General features: G+C 47.7%; 17 protein-coding genes and 1 riboswitch. Of the genes, 13 read left to right on the forward strand and 4 right to left on the reverse strand.

Going from position 1 to position 20,524, the window contains the following annotated elements:
• Positions 1–57: 57 nt before the first annotated feature.
• From F3J22_RS13940 to F3J22_RS13965, 6 genes are all read left to right on the forward strand, one after another.
• Positions 58–1,515 (forward strand): cobyric acid synthase, encoded by a 1,458-nt coding sequence (locus tag F3J22_RS13940; RefSeq protein WP_240155054.1) that lies wholly within the window; start codon positions 58–60, stop codon positions 1,513–1,515.
• A 9-nt stretch (positions 1,516–1,524) separates the two neighbouring features.
• On the forward strand, positions 1,525–2,547 hold the full coding sequence (locus tag F3J22_RS13945; RefSeq protein WP_167018123.1) for a histidinol-phosphate transaminase: 1,023 nt from the start codon (positions 1,525–1,527) through the stop codon (positions 2,545–2,547).
• A 286-nt stretch (positions 2,548–2,833) separates the two neighbouring features.
• On the forward strand, positions 2,834–3,736 hold the full coding sequence (locus tag F3J22_RS13950) for an SDR family NAD(P)-dependent oxidoreductase (protein WP_167018125.1): 903 nt from the start codon (positions 2,834–2,836) through the stop codon (positions 3,734–3,736).
• A 139-nt stretch (positions 3,737–3,875) separates the two neighbouring features.
• On the forward strand, positions 3,876–4,196 hold the full coding sequence (locus tag F3J22_RS13955; protein WP_167018127.1) for a hypothetical protein: 321 nt from the start codon (positions 3,876–3,878) through the stop codon (positions 4,194–4,196).
• A gap of 6 nt (positions 4,197–4,202) precedes the next feature.
• A complete protein-coding gene (locus tag F3J22_RS13960; RefSeq protein WP_167018129.1) occupies positions 4,203–4,490 on the forward strand; it encodes a hypothetical protein in 288 nt (95 codons plus the stop codon).
• Positions 4,491–4,539: 49 nt separating this feature from the next.
• Positions 4,540–4,764 carry a hypothetical protein gene (locus F3J22_RS13965; RefSeq protein ID WP_167018131.1) on the forward strand — a complete coding sequence of 75 codons (225 nt, stop codon included), beginning with the start codon at positions 4,540–4,542 and terminating at the stop codon, positions 4,762–4,764.
• 87 nt (positions 4,765–4,851) lie between these two features.
• Here F3J22_RS13965 and F3J22_RS13970 read toward each other — a convergent pair whose 3' ends face one another.
• Both F3J22_RS13970 and F3J22_RS13975 read right to left on the reverse strand, forming a co-directional pair.
• A complete protein-coding gene (locus tag F3J22_RS13970) occupies positions 4,852–5,538 on the reverse strand; it encodes a uracil-DNA glycosylase family protein (protein ID WP_167018133.1) in 687 nt (228 codons plus the stop codon).
• A 35-nt stretch (positions 5,539–5,573) separates the two neighbouring features.
• On the reverse strand, positions 5,574–7,649 hold the full coding sequence (locus F3J22_RS13975; protein ID WP_167018135.1) for an ATP-binding protein: 2,076 nt from the start codon (positions 7,647–7,649) through the stop codon (positions 5,574–5,576).
• A gap of 276 nt (positions 7,650–7,925) precedes the next feature.
• Between F3J22_RS13975 and F3J22_RS13980 the strand changes: the two genes are divergently transcribed.
• The 5 genes from F3J22_RS13980 to F3J22_RS14000 all read left to right on the forward strand — a co-directional run bounded on the left by F3J22_RS13980 (position 7,926) and on the right by F3J22_RS14000 (position 14,562).
• Positions 7,926–9,185 carry a YdcF family protein gene (locus F3J22_RS13980; RefSeq protein ID WP_167018137.1) on the forward strand — a complete coding sequence of 420 codons (1,260 nt, stop codon included), beginning with the start codon at positions 7,926–7,928 and terminating at the stop codon, positions 9,183–9,185.
• A 120-nt stretch (positions 9,186–9,305) separates the two neighbouring features.
• Complete coding sequence (treF, locus tag F3J22_RS13985; RefSeq protein WP_167018138.1) at positions 9,306–10,877, forward strand: alpha,alpha-trehalase TreF; 1,572 nt, start codon at positions 9,306–9,308, stop codon at positions 10,875–10,877.
• 237 nt (positions 10,878–11,114) lie between these two features.
• Positions 11,115–11,912 (forward strand): DUF2490 domain-containing protein, encoded by a 798-nt coding sequence (locus F3J22_RS13990; RefSeq protein ID WP_167018140.1) that lies wholly within the window; start codon positions 11,115–11,117, stop codon positions 11,910–11,912.
• 180 nt (positions 11,913–12,092) lie between these two features.
• Positions 12,093–13,043 carry an NAD-dependent epimerase/dehydratase family protein gene (locus F3J22_RS13995; RefSeq protein ID WP_167018142.1) on the forward strand — a complete coding sequence of 317 codons (951 nt, stop codon included), beginning with the start codon at positions 12,093–12,095 and terminating at the stop codon, positions 13,041–13,043.
• A gap of 76 nt (positions 13,044–13,119) precedes the next feature.
• A riboswitch (SAM riboswitch) is annotated at positions 13,120–13,223 on the forward strand.
• A 169-nt stretch (positions 13,224–13,392) separates the two neighbouring features.
• On the forward strand, positions 13,393–14,562 hold the full coding sequence (locus F3J22_RS14000; RefSeq protein WP_167018145.1) for a PLP-dependent aspartate aminotransferase family protein: 1,170 nt from the start codon (positions 13,393–13,395) through the stop codon (positions 14,560–14,562).
• A gap of 6 nt (positions 14,563–14,568) precedes the next feature.
• Here the strand turns inward: F3J22_RS14000 and F3J22_RS14005 are convergent, their stop codons facing one another.
• Positions 14,569–15,807, reverse strand: a complete 1,239-nt coding sequence (locus F3J22_RS14005; RefSeq protein ID WP_167018147.1) for a dicarboxylate/amino acid:cation symporter — start codon at positions 15,805–15,807, stop codon at positions 14,569–14,571.
• A 78-nt stretch (positions 15,808–15,885) separates the two neighbouring features.
• On the opposite strand from F3J22_RS14005, the gene F3J22_RS14010 reads away from it, so the two are divergent.
• Together F3J22_RS14010 and F3J22_RS14015 are read left to right on the forward strand one after the other, a co-directional pair.
• Complete coding sequence (locus F3J22_RS14010) at positions 15,886–18,987, forward strand: TIM-barrel domain-containing protein (RefSeq protein ID WP_167018149.1); 3,102 nt, start codon at positions 15,886–15,888, stop codon at positions 18,985–18,987.
• A 125-nt stretch (positions 18,988–19,112) separates the two neighbouring features.
• A complete protein-coding gene (locus F3J22_RS14015) occupies positions 19,113–19,454 on the forward strand; it encodes a NirD/YgiW/YdeI family stress tolerance protein (protein ID WP_167018150.1) in 342 nt (113 codons plus the stop codon).
• Positions 19,455–19,466: 12 nt separating this feature from the next.
• Here F3J22_RS14015 and F3J22_RS14020 read toward each other — a convergent pair whose 3' ends face one another.
• Positions 19,467–20,414 (reverse strand): sulfite exporter TauE/SafE family protein, encoded by a 948-nt coding sequence (locus F3J22_RS14020; RefSeq protein WP_167018152.1) that lies wholly within the window; start codon positions 20,412–20,414, stop codon positions 19,467–19,469.
• Positions 20,415–20,524: the final 110 nt, after the last annotated feature.

The raw sequence follows: 20,524 nt of genomic DNA on the forward strand, positions 1-20,524 counted from the left end.
GCAAAACAAAAAAGCAGGAAAATTCCCGGCAGGAAAATCCTCGTTACATTTGCCTGCATGAAGAGTATCATGTTTACCGGGACGGCCTCCGACGTGGGAAAAAGTGTGATCACCGCAGGCTTCTGCCGTATTTTTTTACAGGATGGCTATCATCCGGCGCCTTTCAAGGCGCAGAATATGTCGCTCAACAGCTATGCAACGCCGGAAGGCCTTGAAATAGGCCGTGCACAAGCGGTGCAGGCGGAAGCAGCAGGCGTGCCCTGTCATACTGATATGAACCCCGTACTGCTCAAACCGGTATCTGATACTGCCTCCCAGCTGGTGTTACACGGAAGCCCGGCAGGAAACCGTACGGCGAAAGAATACTTCAGCGAACCACATAATAACGCCCTCTTTACAGAGGTGACTACCGCCTACGACCGGCTGTCGGCCAGGTATAGCCCTGTGGTGATGGAAGGGGCAGGCAGCATCAGTGAAATCAACCTCTGGTCAAGGGATATTGTGAACATGCGCATGGCATATCACGCCAATGCGGCCGTTTACCTGATCGCCGACATCGACAGGGGAGGCATCTTCGGCAGTATCTATGGTACGCTGGCCCTGCTGCCACCCGAACATAAAGCTCTTATCAAAGGTATTATCATCAATAAATTCAGGGGAGATATCAGCCTGTTCGATGATGGCCGCCGCCAGCTGGAAGAGCTGACAGGCGTACCGGTTATCGGCGTGGTGCCTTATTTCCGGGATATTCATATCGAAGAGGAAGACAGTGTGACCCTGCACACAAAACAACGCCGCAGCGCTGCCGGCAAAGTGAATGTGGCCGTGGTACTGCTACGGCATATGTCTAATTTCACCGACTTCGATCCGCTGGAAAGATATGATGCCGTCAATCTTTTTTATACAGATAACCCCATAGAGATCAGCAACGCGGATATTATCATACTGCCGGGTAGTAAAAGCACCATTGCTGACCTGGTGGCCCTCCGCAATAATGGCACTGCCGCTGCTGTGCTACAGGCCTGGCAGCAGGGGAAAGTGGTGATAGGTATTTGTGGCGGCTACCAGATGATGGGTGAATGGATCGCCGACCCGGATGGGGTAGAGGGTGAAACGGCCGCAGTACCGGGTTTGGGGATACTGCCGGTATCTACCGTAATTAAAACGGCGAAAACAACGGAGCAACGTCACTTCTATTTTGCCGGTACGGATACGCGATGTACCGGTTATGAAATTCATATGGGCGATACCGTTAGTAAACTGCCCAAACCATTGAATACACTGGCCGATGGCACTACAGACGGATACCTGCAATCACCCAAATGCTGGGGAACCTATATGCATGGTATCCTTGACAATGAAGTAGTGGTGAATACCCTTTTGCAACAAACCGGAAAAGACCTGCAGGTTGCTTTCGACTACCACCAGTGGAAAGAAGAACAATATAACAAATTGGCAGCCCTGCTTCGTGAACATCTTAATCTTTCAGCTGTTTATAAGACGTTGGAAAATTAATCAGTATATATGAACCCTGTGAATGGAGAAGGTGGAGATAAGTTTCCCCGGAAAATAGTAGCGGATTTCAGCGAGAATACCTTGTACAGCGGACTTACAGCCGGGCTCAAAAGTCATCTGGCCGGCAGTCTGGATACGATCGTGCGTTATCCTTCGCCAGACGCTGGTCTGCTACAGGAGGCGCTGGAGAAGCAGCTGGAGCAGCAACCCGGCACCGTGTTGGTCACCAATGGCGCCACACAGGCGGTTTACCTCATCGCACAATTGTTTGCCGGCGCTACCACCAGCATCATCGCGCCGACTTTTTCGGCGTATGAAGCGGCTGCGCGCCTGTTTAAGCACCAGGTCAGCTTTCTATGGTGGGATAAGCTGGATGATGGCTTTCGCATTGATACCGACCTCGTCTTTATCTGTAATCCGAATAATCCCGGCGGACAGGTATTGGAAGAGGCTGTATTACAGCGGATGATCAATGCCAACCGTAAAACGATCTTTGTAGTGGACGAGGCCTATATCGATTTTACCAGGGAAACCCGGACGCTGGTGACGCATATTCATCGCCTGCCCAACCTGCTGGTGCTGCGCTCTCCTGCCAAGGTGGCCTGCTTCCCGGGCCTGCGCCTGGGATATATTGCCGGCCAGAAGCCCCTCCTCGACAGGTTAAGGGCTTTCCAGCCGCCCTGGAGCGTTAACCAGCTCGCTATCACCGCCGGAATGTATATGTTGGCACATCCCAGGGAATTTGCCTTTAAACTGGACGACCTGCTGGCAAATACTTTTCAGCTGCGTGAAAAAATCAAAGCCATGCCGGAGTTCAAAGTCTATAGCTCCTATACGCATTATTTCTTATTTGAGACTTTGACAGGTACAGCCACAGAACTGAGGTCTTGGCTGCTGGATAAATATGCTATTTTGATAAGGGATGCCTCCGATTTTGAGGGACTAAGCTCAGGATTTTGTAGAATTGCATGCAGGAGCGAGGAGGATAATAAGCTGTTGATAACGGCATTGAAAAAATGGAGTCATCTGTAGAACGCGTATATTCACAAACGTTATATGAGCTGTTTCCCTTGCCTGTATTATATTTGAATTGTTTTAGAGAGATAGGCGGAGGATGCCCTTTTAAATATATTTTTTTCGGTCAGATATCCGAATAGCGGCTACTGTCGGGCTTTTTATCTCAAAAAAACCATTCTACTGAACTAAAATTATGCTTGAAAAGTTATAGCTTTAAGTAAGATAAATCCGGCTTGATACTGCATTGGCAGATAAATCCGGATATTTATCTGATCTCGAATCTCATCAATGTAAATTATCAATGTTTAATCCAACATATCCTGTTATAAGCATTCTGGGTTGTGGATGGGTAGGTAAGCCACTGGCGGTTCACCTGGCATCCATCGGTTATAGGGTGAAAGGTTCCCGTACAACTGCCGAAGGTGTGGCAGAGCTGCATACACTGGGTATTGAAGGCTATACCGTCAGGCTGAAGGAAGATGCCATCGAAGGTGATAATGCTCCCTTCTGGGATGCCGATGTAATCATCATTGATGTGCCGCCACGGATGCAACGGGGGGATCATGCGTTTGTCGCAGAAATGGAAACATTGGCCGTAGCGCTGGAGCAAACACGTATCAGGCACGTAATTTTTGTCAGCTCTACTTCTGTTTATCCGAACATTAACGATAAGGTATATGAAGATTGTAATATACCGCCAGATAAGCCCAACGGTGTGGCATTGCTGAAAGCAGAGAAAGTGTTGCTGAACAAACCCGGTTTTAATACCGTCGTGCTACGTTTCGGCGGCCTCGCCGGATTCGACAGATTGCCCAATACACAGAAGAAAGTCAATGACCCCAGGGCCCAGGATACACCACTCAATCTGATTCACCGTGCGGATTGCATAGGGGTGATAGAACGGGTGCTGGAAAAAGATATCTGGGGGGAAGTATTCAATGCATGTGCCAGCGGCCACCCGCTGCGTTTCAGCTATCACGTGCAGGCGGCTGCCCACTTCGATCTGCAACGCCCGAGAAGAAAAGAACCTGAAGACGATAGCTATAAAATTGTTACAAACACCAAGGTCAAAGATTTGCTGGGCTACAGGTTCAAGTACGACAGCCCGTTACAGTTCTTTGATGATAAACCACCGAAGTCCTTCACAGAGATACTGAATGACCTCGATGTAATGAAAATTACGACTAGCGACGACGGAAGATAATATCAGAGGAGAACATGGTTTTAAAGCGACAAAAGGCAGTACAGTTTTTAACATAAAATTTTGTGCTATATGTGCGAAATATTCTTTAAATTGATAATGCCTTTGTCAACTTATTTTTATCTGCACTAAACAACTGCGGATGACCAACAACCTAAACCTTTATACCGTGTTCACTTATTTATTGTACGCCCTGGCGGCAGTAACCTTGCTGGTAGTATCCTTCAGATTGCTGAATAAAAAGAAACCCGTTCCTGCGGCTTTACGCTCCGCTGCTATTATCAAAATCAACAGCTATAAGTCTTTCGGCATTATGGCTACCATCCGGTTCAATGATGCCGGTGCTCCTAATGTGGGCGACCAGATAAAACAGGAGGGCGATACCTACAGGATCAAAGGGGTGATTGTTGAAAGTCCCCTGCAGCACGACCAGGTATGGGAGTGCAAGCTGGAAAAAATGTAATCATCCATGCAATATGTCAAAATTTACTGGCTGCACCGTGAGGAAGATGAAGCGGAAGTTCAATTCATAGAACTGGATGAACTCCGCTTTGAATGCAGAAAAATAGAGTTATATCCGGACGGTACTTTTGGCATCGCTAACAGCAACTTCAATTTCGGAGGCACTGCCCTCAGCGATCAACCATTTCCACAACTGGATAACCTCGGCAACGATCATGATCTTGTCGCGGAATTCATTTCCCACGACGGATTTGAAAATACCTGGTACAGATATTATAATTTCCTGTCCGTTTAGGAGGAGCTGGCCTGCGGTTTGCTACATAAAACGTCTAAACCGCTCGTATATGCAGCCCTTTACTATTCAGACCCCCTCCGGCACCTTTCCTGTTAAATCCGCCGGATCCGCCGCTGATGACCGTTTTATAGTAGACGTTTTTGGCGAACAGGTACTCCTGGAAAAAGATGATGACGGCTATCTCAGGGCCTCCGGCGCCACTTTTGCCGGCCACCGCCTTGATATGGGCCTCCTCAACATGATCGCAGATTATATTGGTAAAGCAACGGCATAACAAGGGTATGTCAACGGTATGACAACGGCATAGCAGTGTAGTGTTGCCCGCGTTCCACATTCCGGGACATACTGTTGCCAATCCCTGCTATACATGCGCAGCAAAGGTATCCAGGTACTTCTGCACATACGCATCCTTAGACCTGCTCTTATACTGCATGACATACCGCGGATGCTCCAATGGTACCACTTCCTTAAAGAATTGATGCTCTGTGTTTAACCCCTGCAAAAATGCAGCGTTTTTACCCGTACCCATACAATAACAGACTTCATGGCTGATCGGCCAGCTCAATTGCTCTTTCAGACATTTTACAATAAACGGCAGGGCTGATTTTGTCAGTGCCGCGGAATCATAATAATTGTAGTTGATGACCTTGTCGCCCTTGTCGGTGGTAAACCCCAGCGGACAAACAGACGTAATGTAAAACCGCTTATAAAACTTTTCCGGGCCGCCATAGGCGTTGATCACGTCATATACAAATACCGATGAAGGCTCATGCGTCTTGAAATCTGTAATTTCCAGGCCTACCTGCTTCATGCGGGTGGTATCCGTAAAAGGCACCCCGGTAGACCCTGAGCCCAGTCTGCCAGGATTAATACCCAGTATAATCTGCCGGGGCTGGTTATCGCTGTAATACTTCCTGTAGAATTTTGTCATGATGTCCACGATGTCCTTTTTTTCACGGAAAGGGTTCATGACATGAATGCCTGCAGGCAGCTTACCTTCAAAATGGAGGGACTTATTAAATGCAATGATGCGGTCGGCCAGTGTCAACTTACAAGGGTTTGATTCCTGTTAAGCTACGCAAATCAGGCCATCACACCAAAAAGCAGCAGCTTTTCCTGGATGTCGGTATCGCGGTAAGGTTTCATGATATAATCATTGAAGCCGCATTTGAGGTACAGGGCAATATCTTCTTCCATCACATTCCCGGTAATGGCAATGATGGTAACTGCGGCTTTTTTCTTGTCTTCCATGGCGCGAATATGCGCGGTCAGCGCGATGCCGTCCATGCCGGGAAGGTCTATGTCTGTCAGGATAATATCGAACGTATATTCTTCAAACAAAGCGAGGGCTTCTTCTCCATTACCTGCTATTTTATAATATACCTGCATTCTGTCCAGCATCATCGAGAGCAGCTTCTGATTAAGGACGCTGTCTTCCACTACCAGTATGCGCACTACTTTGTTCGTGGAGGTGCCGGAAGGTTGATTGATATTGACAGGTACGGTAATTTTCCTGGTGGCAGGGGAGTGAACGATGGGTTGGTATTTTATTTCAAAGAAGAAGGTAGATCCTTTACCGTGGATACTTTTAACATAGATTTTCCCGTCGTGCAGGTCGATGATTTTTTTGGCGATATGTAGTCCGAGGCCGCTGCTGTTGGGCCTGAAGGAGGCGTTGCTGTCGGCGGAGGCTTGTGTAAAGGCATCAAATAGCTGTGGCAGGTCGCGGTTGTGAATGCCGATACCGGTGTCGGTAACGGTTACTTCCAGGAGGCAGTTGCCGTTTTCTATGGTGCGCATGGCAGCAGTGATGGTGATGGCGCCTTTGTCGGTATACTTGATAGCGTTGGCTACCAGGTTGGTGATTACCTGTTTCAGCCGAAAGGCGTCTCCCGATACCTGCAGGGTAGTAGGGAAGTAGATGTTGACTGTCATCTGGAGAGATTTCAGTTCTGACTGTACCTGTAATACCTGGCATACCTCTTCTATAGCGGCTCTTGGCGAAAACTTCTCCTGCTTCAATACCAGTTTATGGGTTTCTATTTTCGTATATTCCAGTACGTTATTAACTACCTGCAACAGCATTTCTGCACCTGTTCGTATAGCCGATACCGTTTCAGGTTTATATTCCCGGTTGAGTTGCTGGCTATAGCCCAGCAGCGACTGTATAGGCGTTCTCAGTTCATGGCTGACGGTGGCTGCAAACTCAGATTTCTGGCGGGCGAGTCTTTCTGCCTGCTGTGTGGAGCGGAGCAGTGCCAGGTCGTAGCGATAGAGTCGCATGATACCATAAATGATAATGGTGGCGAGTACGAGTATAAGTGGGATTTCCCAGTATCCCTGGTGTTTGATTTTTTCCAGGGAGATAGTGGCGCCGGCCTGCACTTTGCTGCGTTCGGCGGCCATGGCTGCCTGCGTGGCATCATTGGCCTGCAGCAACAGCTCCTGTATAGCGGCAAAGAGTCGGTTGCTGGTGGCCACCAGGTCGGCTTCGGCGTTATTCATCCGGTTCCTGGTGCGGGAGGCTTCTACGAACAGCTGGTCGTATTTTGCCTGCATGGATTGCAGCTGATCTTTGGAGATACTATGCGGACTGGCAACGGGCGTATGTTTTACGATAGCTACCTGTTTCGTTTTTTTGGTATCGGATTTATTGGCAATCGCATCACGGATGCGGCCCAGGAGCTTCTTTTTACTTCTGGTGGCTGTTTCCTGTGTGCTGATGATGGTGTCTATATGTATACGCGTTGGGGAGGATGACGCTTGTACACCGGCAGGTACGCTGATCGCCGGCCAGGCAGTTTCCAGTTGCAGCAATGAATCCAGGCGGTGGCTGCATTGCGTAAATATGTCCATCTGTCTGGCTTTATTGGCCAGGAGTATAGAAACCCCATAAGGGCCTTTATCTGCCAGTGCGCTGTCCAGTTCGGCCTTCACGCCTTTCAGCATATCGTGGTAGCCGGTAAAGTATTGCCGGTCGAAGGTGACGGTATATAGCCTGAAGTTATTGTCTGCCTGGTACAACAGCTGCGATGCCTTGCTAAGGTGCCTGCTGCTGTTATCATTTACAGATAGCTCATTTACCATACTGCCAATCCGTTCTGATGTACGCTTGCGCATATATATCATCAGGAATAAGGTGGTTAGTATGACTACCATTAATATGAGTACACCAAATCGGACAAATGTTTTCTGCGCGTGGTTGTGATACATGGATGTTGGCTGCTGAACTGTTTTTGATGCTGTAAAAGTAAGTGATTTATGTGGTTGATTTACAATTGATTTGTGCTGGAATCCTTGCTGGTGGAGCGTTTTGTGTATTAGGCGTATATATATTAGCGTTAGAAATGTATTATAAATTTTTCTTAAATTAAGAAATGAACAAATCTGAAAAAGAACTGTTCTATTAATTGATATTATCTGTAATCTTGTAATATGTTTATTCTTCGCAGGTTATTACTTATCTGTCTTTTCGTTGGCGGAACCCGTGTTATGGCGCAGTTGTCGCCACCAGACCCTCACTATACCTTTTTTACCGGAAATAATAAGGTGCAGGACAGGAATTTCTACCTTTTTACCCTGATAGAGCAAATGCCTGCCATCCGCAGGCTGCTATTGCAGGATGAAATGCTGGCAAAGGTAGCCAGGGAATTTAGCCATCGCCTGGCAGGCCCGGTGCCGGCGGGGCAGCACGATGCGGAAGACCTGGTGGCGCCGTTCTATTTTTCCAATGAGGAAGTAGCGGGCATCAGCTATCGCCTGAACCATCTGCTGACTACCAACCAGGCCACCATGGCGCCGCTCATTCATGCCATGCGCAACAGTGGCCTTTTTCAGCTATACAGCCGGGAAAGTGATACCACCTTACTGACCATGGCCTGGCAGGATGCCGCCAAAGGCGTTAATTACATTCTCCGGGCATATACCGAAAACAAAGGTTTTAGGTATCCCAATATCGATTCTGCAGCCTGGTATGTTAAATCTCCGGCCTACTACGCCGGCGTAAATGGTATTTTAGATAAGATGCAGACAACCGGCAACCAGGAAGTACTCTTCTTCGAACCTTCCCTGGATCTGGCGCTGGCGCTGCTGACTTATAACAAACACGATGAAGCAGCCAGGTACGAACCGCTGTCCAACATCAACAAAGAACCATATGCACGGCTTAAAAAGCTGAACTGGAAAAAGTATGATTATACCGTCATCCTTATATTAGGTGCCGGCCCGGGAAATAAAGACAATATCAGCGATGCCGGAAAAGCCCGCTGCAAGAGTGGTGCAGCCATGTACCAGAGAGGAATGGCGCCATTTATCGTAGTTTCCGGCGGACATGTACACCCTTTTCTGACGCCTTTTGCAGAGGCCATAGAGATGAAGAAATACCTGGTGGATAGTCTGAAAGTGCCGTCAGACGCCGTGATCGTAGAGCCATATGCACGCCATACCACCACCAATATCCGTAATACCAACAGGATCGTGTTCCGTACTGGTATGCCGGTAGATAAAAGAATTTTATGTGTTTCCGATAACATGCACCTTACTTATATCAGCACCCGGTTGTTTGAGTTACGCTGCCGCCAGGAGCTGGGCTACCTGCCCATGAAAAAGGCGGTTAGTGTCAGCGAAACCAGCATTTCCTACCTGCCGGAACTCAATTCCCTGCAGGCGGATAGCCGCGATCCGCTGGATCCTTGATCGTACTGCCGGTACCAATATTACAAGGCTGTATTCCTGGTGGAATGCAGCTTTTTTTTGCCCGGATTAATTGGTTATTTTCGTATTGCCAGGCACGTTATAACCCAAAATAATTTCCAGATGAAATCTATCATTACGGCTTTCCTACTGATCATCTACCTGCAATTACCTGCACAACAGCAGACACCACGTACCATTTATCCGGGATTGTTTGAAGATATACAGCTGAACCGTATTTATCCGGATGGTAAAACATTTGTTGACATGAAGCCCAAAATGGCGCCGGCAGCCATTATGGAGGCCTGGCTTGCCGCAAAAGACAAACCTGGCTTCAACCTTAAAACCTTTGCCGACAGCTATTTCGAAATGCCCGCTTCCCGCGCAGTGCCTTACCACAGCGATATCAGCGCCGGCATCGAACACCATATAGATACATTGTGGACGGTTTTGCGCCGTGAGCCCGTACCGGATGGCAGTGTGTCGCTGATCCCTTTGCCACATCCCTATATCGTGCCTGGTGGCAGGTTCAGAGAGGTTTACTACTGGGATTCCTATTTCACCATGCTGGGATTACAGGCAGCCGGAAAAACGGAGATGATTGAAAATATGATCAGCAATTTCGCATGGCTGATAGATACGCTGGGCTTCATTCCTAACGGTAACCGTACGTATTTCCTTACCAGGAGCCAGCCCCCGTTCTTTTCCATGATGATATCCCTGCTGGCGGAAACAAAAGGTGAATCGGTATATGCGCATTATCTGCCTGAACTGTTAAAAGAATATGCTTTCTGGATGCGTGGTGCAGATACTTTGTCCAGAGGCAATGCCGTGGCGCATGTGGTGAAGCTCCGCAACGGAGAGGTGCTGAACCGTTATTGGGATTTCAGTGATCAGCCGAGGGAAGAGTCGTACCGCGAAGATGTACTGGCAGCACGGGAAACCACCCAGCACCCTTCCGTGTTTTATCGTAATATCCGTGCGGCGGCCGAATCCGGCTGGGATTTCAGTAGCCGCTGGTTTAAAGACCCGCAGCAGCTCACGACCATTCATACAACGGATATCATTCCCGTCGACCTCAACGGGTTGCTCTATCACCTGGAACTGACCATCGCCAGAGGATATAAGCAAAAGGGCAAGGCGGATTCAGCGCTGTTATTTAAAAAACTGGCTGCAGCCCGGCGCCAGGCCGTTATCCGGTATTGCTGGAACACAAAAAGCGGCTGGTATTTTGACTACGACTGGAAGTTGCAGCAACAAACAAAAGCTGTTACTATCGCGGGCGCCACGCCACTATTTTTCGGCATGACCAATTCTACGGCCATGGCTAAACGAATGGCTGCCTTTATCAAACAGCAGCTGCTGGCGCCTGGGGGTGTTATGACCACACAGGTCAGCAACCACCAGCAATGGGATGCTCCCAATGCCTGGGCACCATTGCAATACATGGCCATCAAAGGCCTGCACAACTATGGACAGCAATCACTGGCAGATACCATCGCCAAACGCTGGACCACCTTGAATATTACCGTGTTTAACCATACTGGCAAACTCCTGGAAAAATACAATGTAGCTGATATACACTTACCTGCGGGTGGGGGAGAGTACCCATTGCAGGATGGTTTCGGATGGACCAACGGTGTATTGTTGCAGCTCATCCATACCCCCCGGATGGATGTTTTGAAAAAGCAATAATAGCGGATAGGTCGTGTTTTTGAATAGGGAAGTCCTGATTTGTACTAGTGGTTCCGGCCCTTATTTTTTAATTTTGAACCTGTACTGTTTTTTATTTTTATAGATAGATGTTCGAGCGGGTATTCCAGCCATAATTATTTCAGACAAGACAAAGTCAGTACAGTGAACAATGATGCTTGCGTATAACTGCCTGCCGGCAGTTGCGCAAAGCACGGCTATCTATTTTGATCAGTGAGTATGACCATCAAAAACATTTCCATTAACATAATTGCATTATTTATAATTTTTGTACTGTTTACTGCTACTACAGCAGCACAGATAAGTCCGCCTGGCCTTGGTAAGGCCAATACCGCGAGCTGGATGGCGCTGGGAATACGTCAGCCACTGGATAGTGCCGGCAAAGTGGAATCCCTGACCTACATCGGCCTGGGAAGAACAAGTAACCCTACTGCCGATGCCAACCCACTCCATCACCAGGCTATCCTGGTGCTGAACCAGGAATTTTATCATCATTACCGCAAAAACAGGGAGTATTCCTACGCCATCAGCTACCGCCGGCAAAACAATTACGAGGAAGCCTATCCCTATCATAGTGCCGATCCGGCTTTTGAACAGGAATTCCGCCTCTATGGCCGGTATGCGATCACTACACCACTGGGACATCTCAAATGGAAAAATACTTTACGGCAGGAATTCAGGAAGTTTTTTGCCCCTGCATTCACGCCGGCAGAAGAGGATTTTCAATTCAGGACAAGACTGAAATCACAACTTAGTATACCACTGGGTACAGGCACCAATAAACTAAGTACCAGTGCGGAAATTTTGTTTGCTGTCAGCAAGGAAAATGAACCCCGTCAATGGAGTGGCTGGGGCTACAAAGAAACCAGGTTCACGGTCTATTATACGGTACATCCCAAACATCTTCCTGTTACCATCGATATCGGTTATATGAATGACCTGCTGGGTACAGGAGGGAATTTAACGGATGTGCATTATATGGCCGTTGATATCATCTGGGAGCGTAAACATCATTAAAATAACTGGCAGTAAAAGACAATAACGGGTACTGTCGGACATAATCAGGACCGGGAATTAAAATATCCTTATTTTTCAATCGTCTCCTTGTATATGCTGTATAATTTACTGAAATTCGTTGTGCTTGCACAAGGCCCCGGATGTTGGTTTTTAGCTTAACTTATTATACAAACCCTTTTTATGTCTGAACAGAACAACCGTATTCTTTATACTATTTTAGGCGCTGGCGGTATTATTGCCAATGAGCTGACCGCTCAGCTGGTGGCCGCCGGACAACGTGTACGTCTCGTTGGTCGCAACCCTAAATCCTATGCAGGTATCACCGATCTCGTGGCGGCTGATATCACTGATGCCAGCCAGACTTTAAACGCCGTGAAAGGGTCTGATGTCGTGATTCTTTGCGCGGGACTTAAATATGATATTAATGTCTGGTCCGTTGCATGGCCTGCCATCATGAATAACGTTATTGCTGCCTGTAAAGCCAGTAACGCCAAACTCCTCTTCTTCGATAACGTATATTCGTACGGGTTAGTAGAAGGACAGATGGTGGAAACATCTCCCTATAACCCGGCAAGCAGAAAAGGGGAAGTAAGGGCAAAGATTGCCACCCAGCTGATGGAGGAAGTAAAAGCCGGCAATATAACTGCTACCATTGCCCGTGCAGCCGACTTCTACGGCCCTCATGCCGATAAAACCGGTTTCCTCAACATCCTTATCATCGACAAATTCGCTAATAAGAGTACTGCCATGTGGATTGGCCGCGATGATATGCCACACAGCTATACCTATACGCCGGATGCCGGCAGGGCAATGCACCTGCTCCTGCAGGACAACAACTCCTGGAACCAGGTATGGCACCTTCCTACAGCCGCGCCGGCACCCACTGGTAAAGAATATGTAACAATGATTGCCGATGCCATGGGGGTGAAACCGAAATATATGAAGCTGAACAAATTTATGCTGTCGCTCACCGGGCTGTTCGATAAACAGACTAAGGAGATCGTAGAGATGTTATACCAGAATAACCACCCCTTTGTCTTTAATTCTGATAAATTTGAAAAATATTTTCAAATGACGCCAACGCCATACCAGCAAGGGATTCAGGATACTATTGCTGCCCATAAAAAGTAGTAGTCTACTGATTTTGTAGGAAATAAATTTGTAGATTTGAATTTGCGTCCTATCTTTGCATCAGTTCTTTAATAGTTGCTTATCAAGAAAGGAGTAGGGACATGGCCCGACGATACCTTAGCAACCTTCACCACGTGAAAGGTGCTGCATCCATCCTCGCTTAGCGAGGGAAGATAAGTCAGATACAAGTTTTACTAATTTTCTTTTAGATATAAAACTCATCTGGCTCCAGATGAGTTTTTTTATTTATACCCATGCCTGCCGGCAATGGTATAATACTCACCTTGCATCTCTCCTGATAGTATACTGCAAAAGAACCCCATTTATTCATCAAAAAAATTATGAACCAATGAGTACCATCACACAGCTGATCCATTCTTTACCAGTAGATCCTCAAACAGGCGCCATTGCAGTACCTATCTATCAGACTTCCACTTTTGTGCAGGAAGCACCAGGTGTCAACAAAGGCTATGACTATGCACGCAGTAATAATCCTACAAGGGAAACAGCAGAAAAAATTATCGCAGGACTGGAAGGAGGTGCTGGCGCATCGGCCTTCTCCAGTGGCCTCGCCGCGATTGACGCCGTTATTAAATTACTCAAGGCAGGCGATGAAATTATTGCAGTAGATGATATCTACGGTGGTGCCTTCCGCCTCTTCGATAAAGTATATAAAAAGTTCGGTATCCACGTCAATTATGTAGATACGACAGATGTCAGCGCCGTATTCAATGCCGTTACACCTGCTACCAGGCTGATCTGGCTGGAAACCCCTACCAATCCTACGTTAAAGATCTCCGACATCGAAGCAATCGCAAAGATTGCCAAAGCACATAATATTCTTTTGTGTGTAGATAATACCTTCGCTTCGCCCATCCTTCAACAGCCGTTGTCGCTCGGCGCCGACCTTGTAGTGCACAGCGCTACGAAGTACCTTGGTGGCCACAGCGACCTTATTGCCGGTGTGGTTATCAGCAAAACAGAACAACTTGCACAGGAAATTAAGTTCTATCAGAATGCCTGTGGCGCCGTACTGTCGCCGTTCGACAGCTTCCTGCTGATCCGTGGTATCGAAACATTGCCGCTGCGTATACGCCAGCACGTACAAAATGCGCAACAGGTCGCTGAATACCTGGAACAACATCCGGCAGTAGATAAAGTCTTTTATCCGGGACTGGCCTCACATCCGGGTCATGAGCTGGCAAAGCGCCAGAGTAAAGGGTTTGGGGGAGTTATCTCTTTTACTTTAAAGAATGATACCGCCGCAGCAGCTACTGCTTTTGTTACCAGTACCAACTACTTCAAACTGGCAGAGAGTTTAGGTGGTATTAAAAGTTTACTTTGTCACCCCGCTGCTATGACACATAAGTCTATCCCGGATGAAAAAAGAAGGGCTGCCGGTGTGAGCGACAGCCTGATACGTTTATCTGTTGGACTGGAAGAATATACTGATCTGATTAGTGATCTGGAACAGGCTTTTAAAAAGATACCTGTAGTGCAGACTATCGTAAACGCATAAACGAAATTAATCGATAACGGAAGGTGCCGGCTGGACGGGCTTCTCCAATGACCCGCGCAGGAAGCGGGTAGTCATCATAGCTGCCACATTATCGCCGGTTGCGTTGAGAATAGTGGCCAGCGGATCTACCAGCGTACCAATGATAATCATGGCAGGCAAGGCTTCCAGCGGAAAGCCGTAAATGCTCATCATCAGCATTTCGCCTACATAGCCGCCATTGGGAATACCGCCTTCCACAATACTGACGATAACGGTGATGCCCAGCGCCATCAGTATTGTATGCGGGTTATCGAATCCTTTTCCGTACATACCAAATACCACGGCCATTTTCACGATGGCCGATATACTGGAGCCATCTTTATGCAAGGTGGCTCCCAGCGGAATCACTACATTGGCGATATCATTGGGGACACCCATTTTAGGTGCTGCTTCCAGGTTAGCAGGGATGGTAGCGATACTGCTACCGGTACCAACTGCGGTAAGCATCGGCACAATATTATTCTTCCAGAAGATACGAATGCCGTGAAAGCCGCCGGCAATAAAGGCGTATAACGTGAAGCCGGTGATAAGGTAGACAATGCCCACAATATAGTACAGTCCCAGCGAATGAGCGTAAGTGCCAAACAGCTGCGGGCCTACGGTTCCGACCTGGCAGGCGAAATAGGCGCCCAGACCCACGGGGCCGGCCTTCATAATCACATGCAGGATCTGCTTCATGACCTCATTGCCGGAATGCAGGAAGTTACGGAATGCCTGGCCGGCAGCACCTGCACGCATAGCGGCAAATCCCGTGATCACGGAAAAGATGATAAACGGTAGCATATTTTTCCTGGACAACAGTTCATAAAACTCATTTACCGTCAGGAGTCGCGTGAGCTGTTCACCCAGGTTGCCCGGCTGGCCTATATTTCCCGAAGGAGTACTTAAAGTGATGACCTGGTGTATCGGGAATACCGTTACGGTGACCATGGTAAAAATAGCCGACAGCAGGAGGGTGGCCAGGAATACCAGCGACATCACCCCCAGTATCCTGCCCAGCTTTTTGCCTGCATCTACCTGCGCTATGGCATCTGCGATAGCAAAAAATACCAGCGGGACTACTGCTGTAAATAATAAATTGATGAAAATCTCGCCTACAGGCTGAATGACCGTTACCCTGGAACCCCATATCAGTCCGGCAATACTGCCCGCGATAATACCCCCAAGCAACCAAAAAACACTGGAATAATTCCTGATGAAACCCATAAGATAGTTTTCTAATTACAATTTATGCCGGAATTCTCAATTATGATCAGTATTTTTAGCCCGTTATATTAGTGAACAATGAAAATGAAATCTATCAACTCTCTGATAGGAGCTGCTGTATTGACGGCACTCCTGTCTGTAACCGGTATGCAGGCCAGTGCGCAGTACAGGCTTCGCTTCCACGGACCCAGCAATTTTGTTGAGCTGAACGGCAAAGACCTGAAGCCTCCTTACACGGTGGAATGCCTTGTGAGTCGCGATAAGGTCAGCACCTATTCCTCCCTGCTTACCAGCGGCGACTATGAGAGTGGGATTCGTCTCGAACAATATAACAATACCAACAAAATAGGCCTTACCCAGAAAGGTAAGTTCGATGTACTTTTCGATTATGAACTGCCGGTAGGAAAGCTCACGCACCTCGCACTGGTGGCCGATAGCGCGCATACTTCCCTTTATATAGATGGCAAATTTGTACAGACGATCGATAAAAGCATTCCTTTGCCGTTATCGCAGATCGGGCTGGATGGTGATGGTTTTGGTACCCTCAATGCCACCGTGGACGAGATGCGTATGTGGGACACCCAGTTGGATGCCGCTACCATCGCGCGACTGGCATTTAAAGAAGTGACCGATAAAGACCCGCAATACAACCACCTGCTGCATTATTACAAATTCGACGAAGGCAGTGGCAATGTAGTAAAAGATGCCAAAGGAACCCTGAATGGTAAGATCTTCCTGGCTACCTACGAAAAGGTATATCCGCTGGATGTGGCCATTACCAGTGTGGTGACGCCACAGAATGGCAAGCAGCAGTTTTCCTCGAAAGAGCCACTGACCGTGCGTATTACCAACCTGGGTACACAGCCTGCCACCGCCGATTTACAGGTGAAATACAGTATTGGTACCGGCGCTGCTGTAAAAACAGTTACTGTGCCATTGCATAACAATCAACTGCCACCTTATGCCTATCGCGATATCCTGCTGGAGCAGGCCGATCTGCATAGCAAAGGCATCTGGCCTTTGCAGGCGCAGGTGATTTTACCGGGAGATGATAACCCGGGTAATGACACCCTGCGTACCCATCTGCTGCTGAAAAAAGTACCGCTCACAAATATTACCGGTTTACAGCAACAACCCGGTCATCTGCTATTTAAATTAAATAACGCAGATGTAAAACTGCAATGGTTGCAGCCAGATGTATATCGCCTGCAGGTAAGCACCGACGGCCATTTTGCAGATGCCTTCAGCAATGGTATCGTAGTATGGAACGGGGATAAAAATATTCCTTACCAGGTAAAGGATAAAGGGAAATATTATGAAATTACCACTACCGCATTAAATCTGCATATTGAGAAATCACCTTTTCGTATAGCCGTTTACGATAAATCTGGCAAGCTGATATCCGAACAAACGGAGCCTATCAGTTTAGGCGAGCAGGCCACAGAGGCCATCCGCCGCGGAAAGAACGATTATTTCTACGGTGGCGGTATGCAAAATGGTAACTTCTCGCACCGCGACAGTATCATTCCTATCCGTAATAATTTCGGCAACTGGGGCGCCAACACCACTTCCAATCCGGCGCCGTTCTTTATCAGCACTGCCGGTTATGGTATCTTCAGAAATACTTTCAGCAAAGGAGAATATGCCTTTAAAGATACCGTACAGTTACAGCATGAAGGATATGAATTTGATGCATACTATTTCTACGGTCCTGGTCTGAAAACCATGCTGGACCAGTATACACACGTTACAGGAAGGCCGTTTATGGTGCCCCGCTGGGGACTCGAATTTGGTGATGCCGACTGTTACAACAAAAAAGGTGTTACTGGTGATGTGATCAACAAAGTAGCAAAAGTTTACCGCGAAAAAGATATGCCTGGTGGCTGGATATTGCCGAATGATGGCTATGGTTGCGGCTACCAGGGACTCGATACCGTTGTACAACGCCTGCATCAGCTGGGATTCTATACCGGCCTGTGGACGGAAAACGGCGTCGATAAGATAAAAGACGAAGTGAGCAGATTAGGCACCCGCGTAATGAAGCTGGACGTGGCCTGGGTAGGACCTGGCTACAAATGGGGGCTGGATGGCAACCGTGCCGCTTTTGAAGGAATAGAGCAGAATGCCGATGCCAGAGGATTTATCTGGTGTGTGGCCGGATGGGCAGGAACCCAGCGCTATGCTACCGTATGGAGCGGCGACCAGAGCGGTAACTGGGAATATATCCGTTTCCATATCCCAACCGTGATCGGTAGCGGATTAAGTGGCTTCAACTACGCCACCGGCGACGTAGACGGTATCTTCAGGGGTAGCGCAAAAACGTATACCCGTGATATGCAGTGGAAATGCTTTACACCGGTGTATATGTCTATCAGCGGCTGGGCAAAGGAAAATAAGCAGCCATGGACATACGGAGAGCCGTATACCAGCATCAACCGCCATTACATGAAGCTGAAAATGCAGCTCACGCCTTATATGTACAGTTACTGCCGCGAAGCCTATGAAACAGGTACCCCTGTTTGCAGGGCCATGGTACTGGAATACCCTAAAGACAGCACCACCTGGGGCCGTAGTACGCAATACCAGTTTATGAGTGGTGAATACCTGCTGGTAGCGCCGGTTTATAAAGACGAAGAGAAAAGAGACAGCATATACCTGCCTGCCGGTACCTGGACAGATTACGATAACGGTGACACCTACACGGGCAGCAGATGGTTAAGTGGCTTCAAGGCGCCGCTGGAGAAGCTGCCTGTATTTGTGAAAGAAGGCGCTATCATTCCTGAATACCCGGAAATGCTGTATGATCGCCAGCGCCCGAAAGATACGCTGACGCTGGCAATATATCCTGGCGTAGCAGGTCATTTCAGATTGTATGAAGATGACGGCGCTACACAGGCTTATAAAAAGAATAACGCATTTGCCTACACGAATATTACCAGCAATACAGCCAATGGAAAAACCGTGGTGAACCTTGCTGCAACTACCGGCAAATATGCCGGTCAGCTGGAGCAGCGTACGTTAAAACTGGAAGTATTCCGTAATACAAAGCCCGCCAGGGTAATGCTCAACGGTAAAGTTATCAGTAGCTGGACATACGTCCCGACCTTTAAGAAAGGTTGTGTTTTCGTAGATGCCGGCAAGGTAGATATTCGTAAAGCACAACAGCTGACAATAGAGTAAATCCGCATCCATCCATTAATAACGCCAGGCTGGTCTCTACTAGATAGAGGCCAGCTTTTTTTGTGCTGTCGCCCCGCTGAACATTTTAGTTGAGCAGCTGTTTAAAGGAAAGCAAAACATCTCCCATGAAAAGTCTGCTGTTTGTACTTAGTGTAATTACAGCTGTTGCCTTTATACCACCGCAACAAAACCAGCAATACACGGTAGGGGAGGTGATACGAAAAGCAAGGCAGCTCGACAGGGACAGTACCACTGTTAAACTGACGGGCTATGTCGTGAAGAAACAAAGTGATGGCTGGTATCTCTTTGTAGATAAAACTGCAGAAATAAAAGTAAGTATTGACAATCAGTACCTGCCGGCCAAGCCTTTCGATGATCGTATAGCCGTGGTCATCTATGCATTGGTACAGTATGAAATAAACAAGCCTGTTACACTTAAGGTGAACAGGCCCGTATCGGAAGAATAAATGGTATTGGTTTTATAATATTTTCACGGTGAAGCCGTAGATGCTTTTCAGGCTGGCCAGAATAACAATCACAGCCACAGCAATCATAATCGTTTTAGCCGAAATTCTGTTGGAAACTTTGGCAGCAATAGGAGAGGCCAGCGCACTGCCTATTACGAGTCCGGATACTGCGTCCCAATGTACATGTGATAATACCGTTACAAAGGTCAGGGAGCTGAGCATGGCGATAAAAAAGCGGCAGAGTTTCACTGTTCCGAGTGAAAACCTTGGATGCCGGCCACCGGCGATCAGAGAAGATAAAACGATGGATCCCCAGCCACCACCACCGATCGCATCAATGAAGCCCCCGAAGAAGCCCAGGATACCGATCTTTTTAATTTTTTTCCCCTGTTGCACCTTCGCCCTGCGCGCCTGAATGGCACGTTTCAGGATAATACTACCCAGAATGAGTGTGTAAAGTGATACAACCGGTTTGGTATAGGTAGAATAATGTTCGAGAGAAGACAGGAGATATGCCCCGATTACTGCCCCGGTAATACCAGGGATGATCAGGAGTTTGAAGAGTTTTTTGTTGATATTCCCCATTTTGAAATGCATCCAGCCGGCGATGCCGTTGCTGAGGATTTCGGAAATATGTACCGCCGTACTGGCAGAAGCAGGCGGGATTCCCATAGAAAGGGAGAAGGTGGTGGAGGTAATACCATATGACATACCGATGGCACCATCTATCATGGCAAAGATAAAACCGGCAATCAGGAAGTAATAAAAGGTAGACGGAATCTCCTCCGCATAGGCACGAAAAGCAGGAGTATGCCACCATGCTGTGGCCAGTATTACCAAAACCAGGATAACTGCAGCGGCCCACCATAAGAGGCGGTTTTTTCGGGGGCTTGCCGGTGAAACCTTTGCTGGTGTTGGTTCTATAGCTGCGGTTACGGCTGGTGAAGCGACTTTCTCCATGGATTTCTTATGTCTATTTCTTCACAAAATACATAAACTCTATGAAAATAGTAGACTAGTGAAAAAAAATAATAAAACAGGCAACCGGCGTTATGGTATTTTATAATATG

Source organism: Chitinophaga sp. Cy-1792, from assembly GCF_011752935.1.
In the GTDB taxonomy this organism is placed as follows: domain Bacteria; phylum Bacteroidota; class Bacteroidia; order Chitinophagales; family Chitinophagaceae; genus Chitinophaga.

Coding starts and splice junctions, on each gene's coding strand:
- F3J22_RS13940 (WP_240155054.1), top strand. CDS start 58: ATGAAGAGTATCATGTTTACCGGGACGGCCTCCGACGTGGGAAAAAGT.
- treF (WP_167018138.1), top strand. CDS start 9,306: ATGAAATCTATCATTACGGCTTTCCTACTGATCATCTACCTGCAATTA.
- F3J22_RS13960 (WP_167018129.1), top strand. CDS start 4,203: ATGCAATATGTCAAAATTTACTGGCTGCACCGTGAGGAAGATGAAGCG.
- F3J22_RS13965 (WP_167018131.1), top strand. CDS start 4,540: ATGCAGCCCTTTACTATTCAGACCCCCTCCGGCACCTTTCCTGTTAAA.
- F3J22_RS14015 (WP_167018150.1), top strand. CDS start 19,113: ATGAAAAGTCTGCTGTTTGTACTTAGTGTAATTACAGCTGTTGCCTTT.
- F3J22_RS13945 (WP_167018123.1), top strand. CDS start 1,525: ATGAACCCTGTGAATGGAGAAGGTGGAGATAAGTTTCCCCGGAAAATA.
- F3J22_RS14010 (WP_167018149.1), top strand. CDS start 15,886: ATGAAAATGAAATCTATCAACTCTCTGATAGGAGCTGCTGTATTGACG.
- F3J22_RS14020 (WP_167018152.1), bottom strand. CDS start 20,414: ATGGAGAAAGTCGCTTCACCAGCCGTAACCGCAGCTATAGAACCAACA.
- F3J22_RS13995 (WP_167018142.1), top strand. CDS start 12,093: ATGTCTGAACAGAACAACCGTATTCTTTATACTATTTTAGGCGCTGGC.
- F3J22_RS13975 (WP_167018135.1), bottom strand. CDS start 7,649: ATGGTAGTCATACTAACCACCTTATTCCTGATGATATATATGCGCAAG.
- F3J22_RS13950 (WP_167018125.1), top strand. CDS start 2,834: ATGTTTAATCCAACATATCCTGTTATAAGCATTCTGGGTTGTGGATGG.
- F3J22_RS14000 (WP_167018145.1), top strand. CDS start 13,393: ATGAGTACCATCACACAGCTGATCCATTCTTTACCAGTAGATCCTCAA.
- F3J22_RS13955 (WP_167018127.1), top strand. CDS start 3,876: ATGACCAACAACCTAAACCTTTATACCGTGTTCACTTATTTATTGTAC.
- F3J22_RS13980 (WP_167018137.1), top strand. CDS start 7,926: ATGTTTATTCTTCGCAGGTTATTACTTATCTGTCTTTTCGTTGGCGGA.
- F3J22_RS13990 (WP_167018140.1), top strand. CDS start 11,115: ATGACCATCAAAAACATTTCCATTAACATAATTGCATTATTTATAATT.
- F3J22_RS14005 (WP_167018147.1), bottom strand. CDS start 15,807: ATGGGTTTCATCAGGAATTATTCCAGTGTTTTTTGGTTGCTTGGGGGT.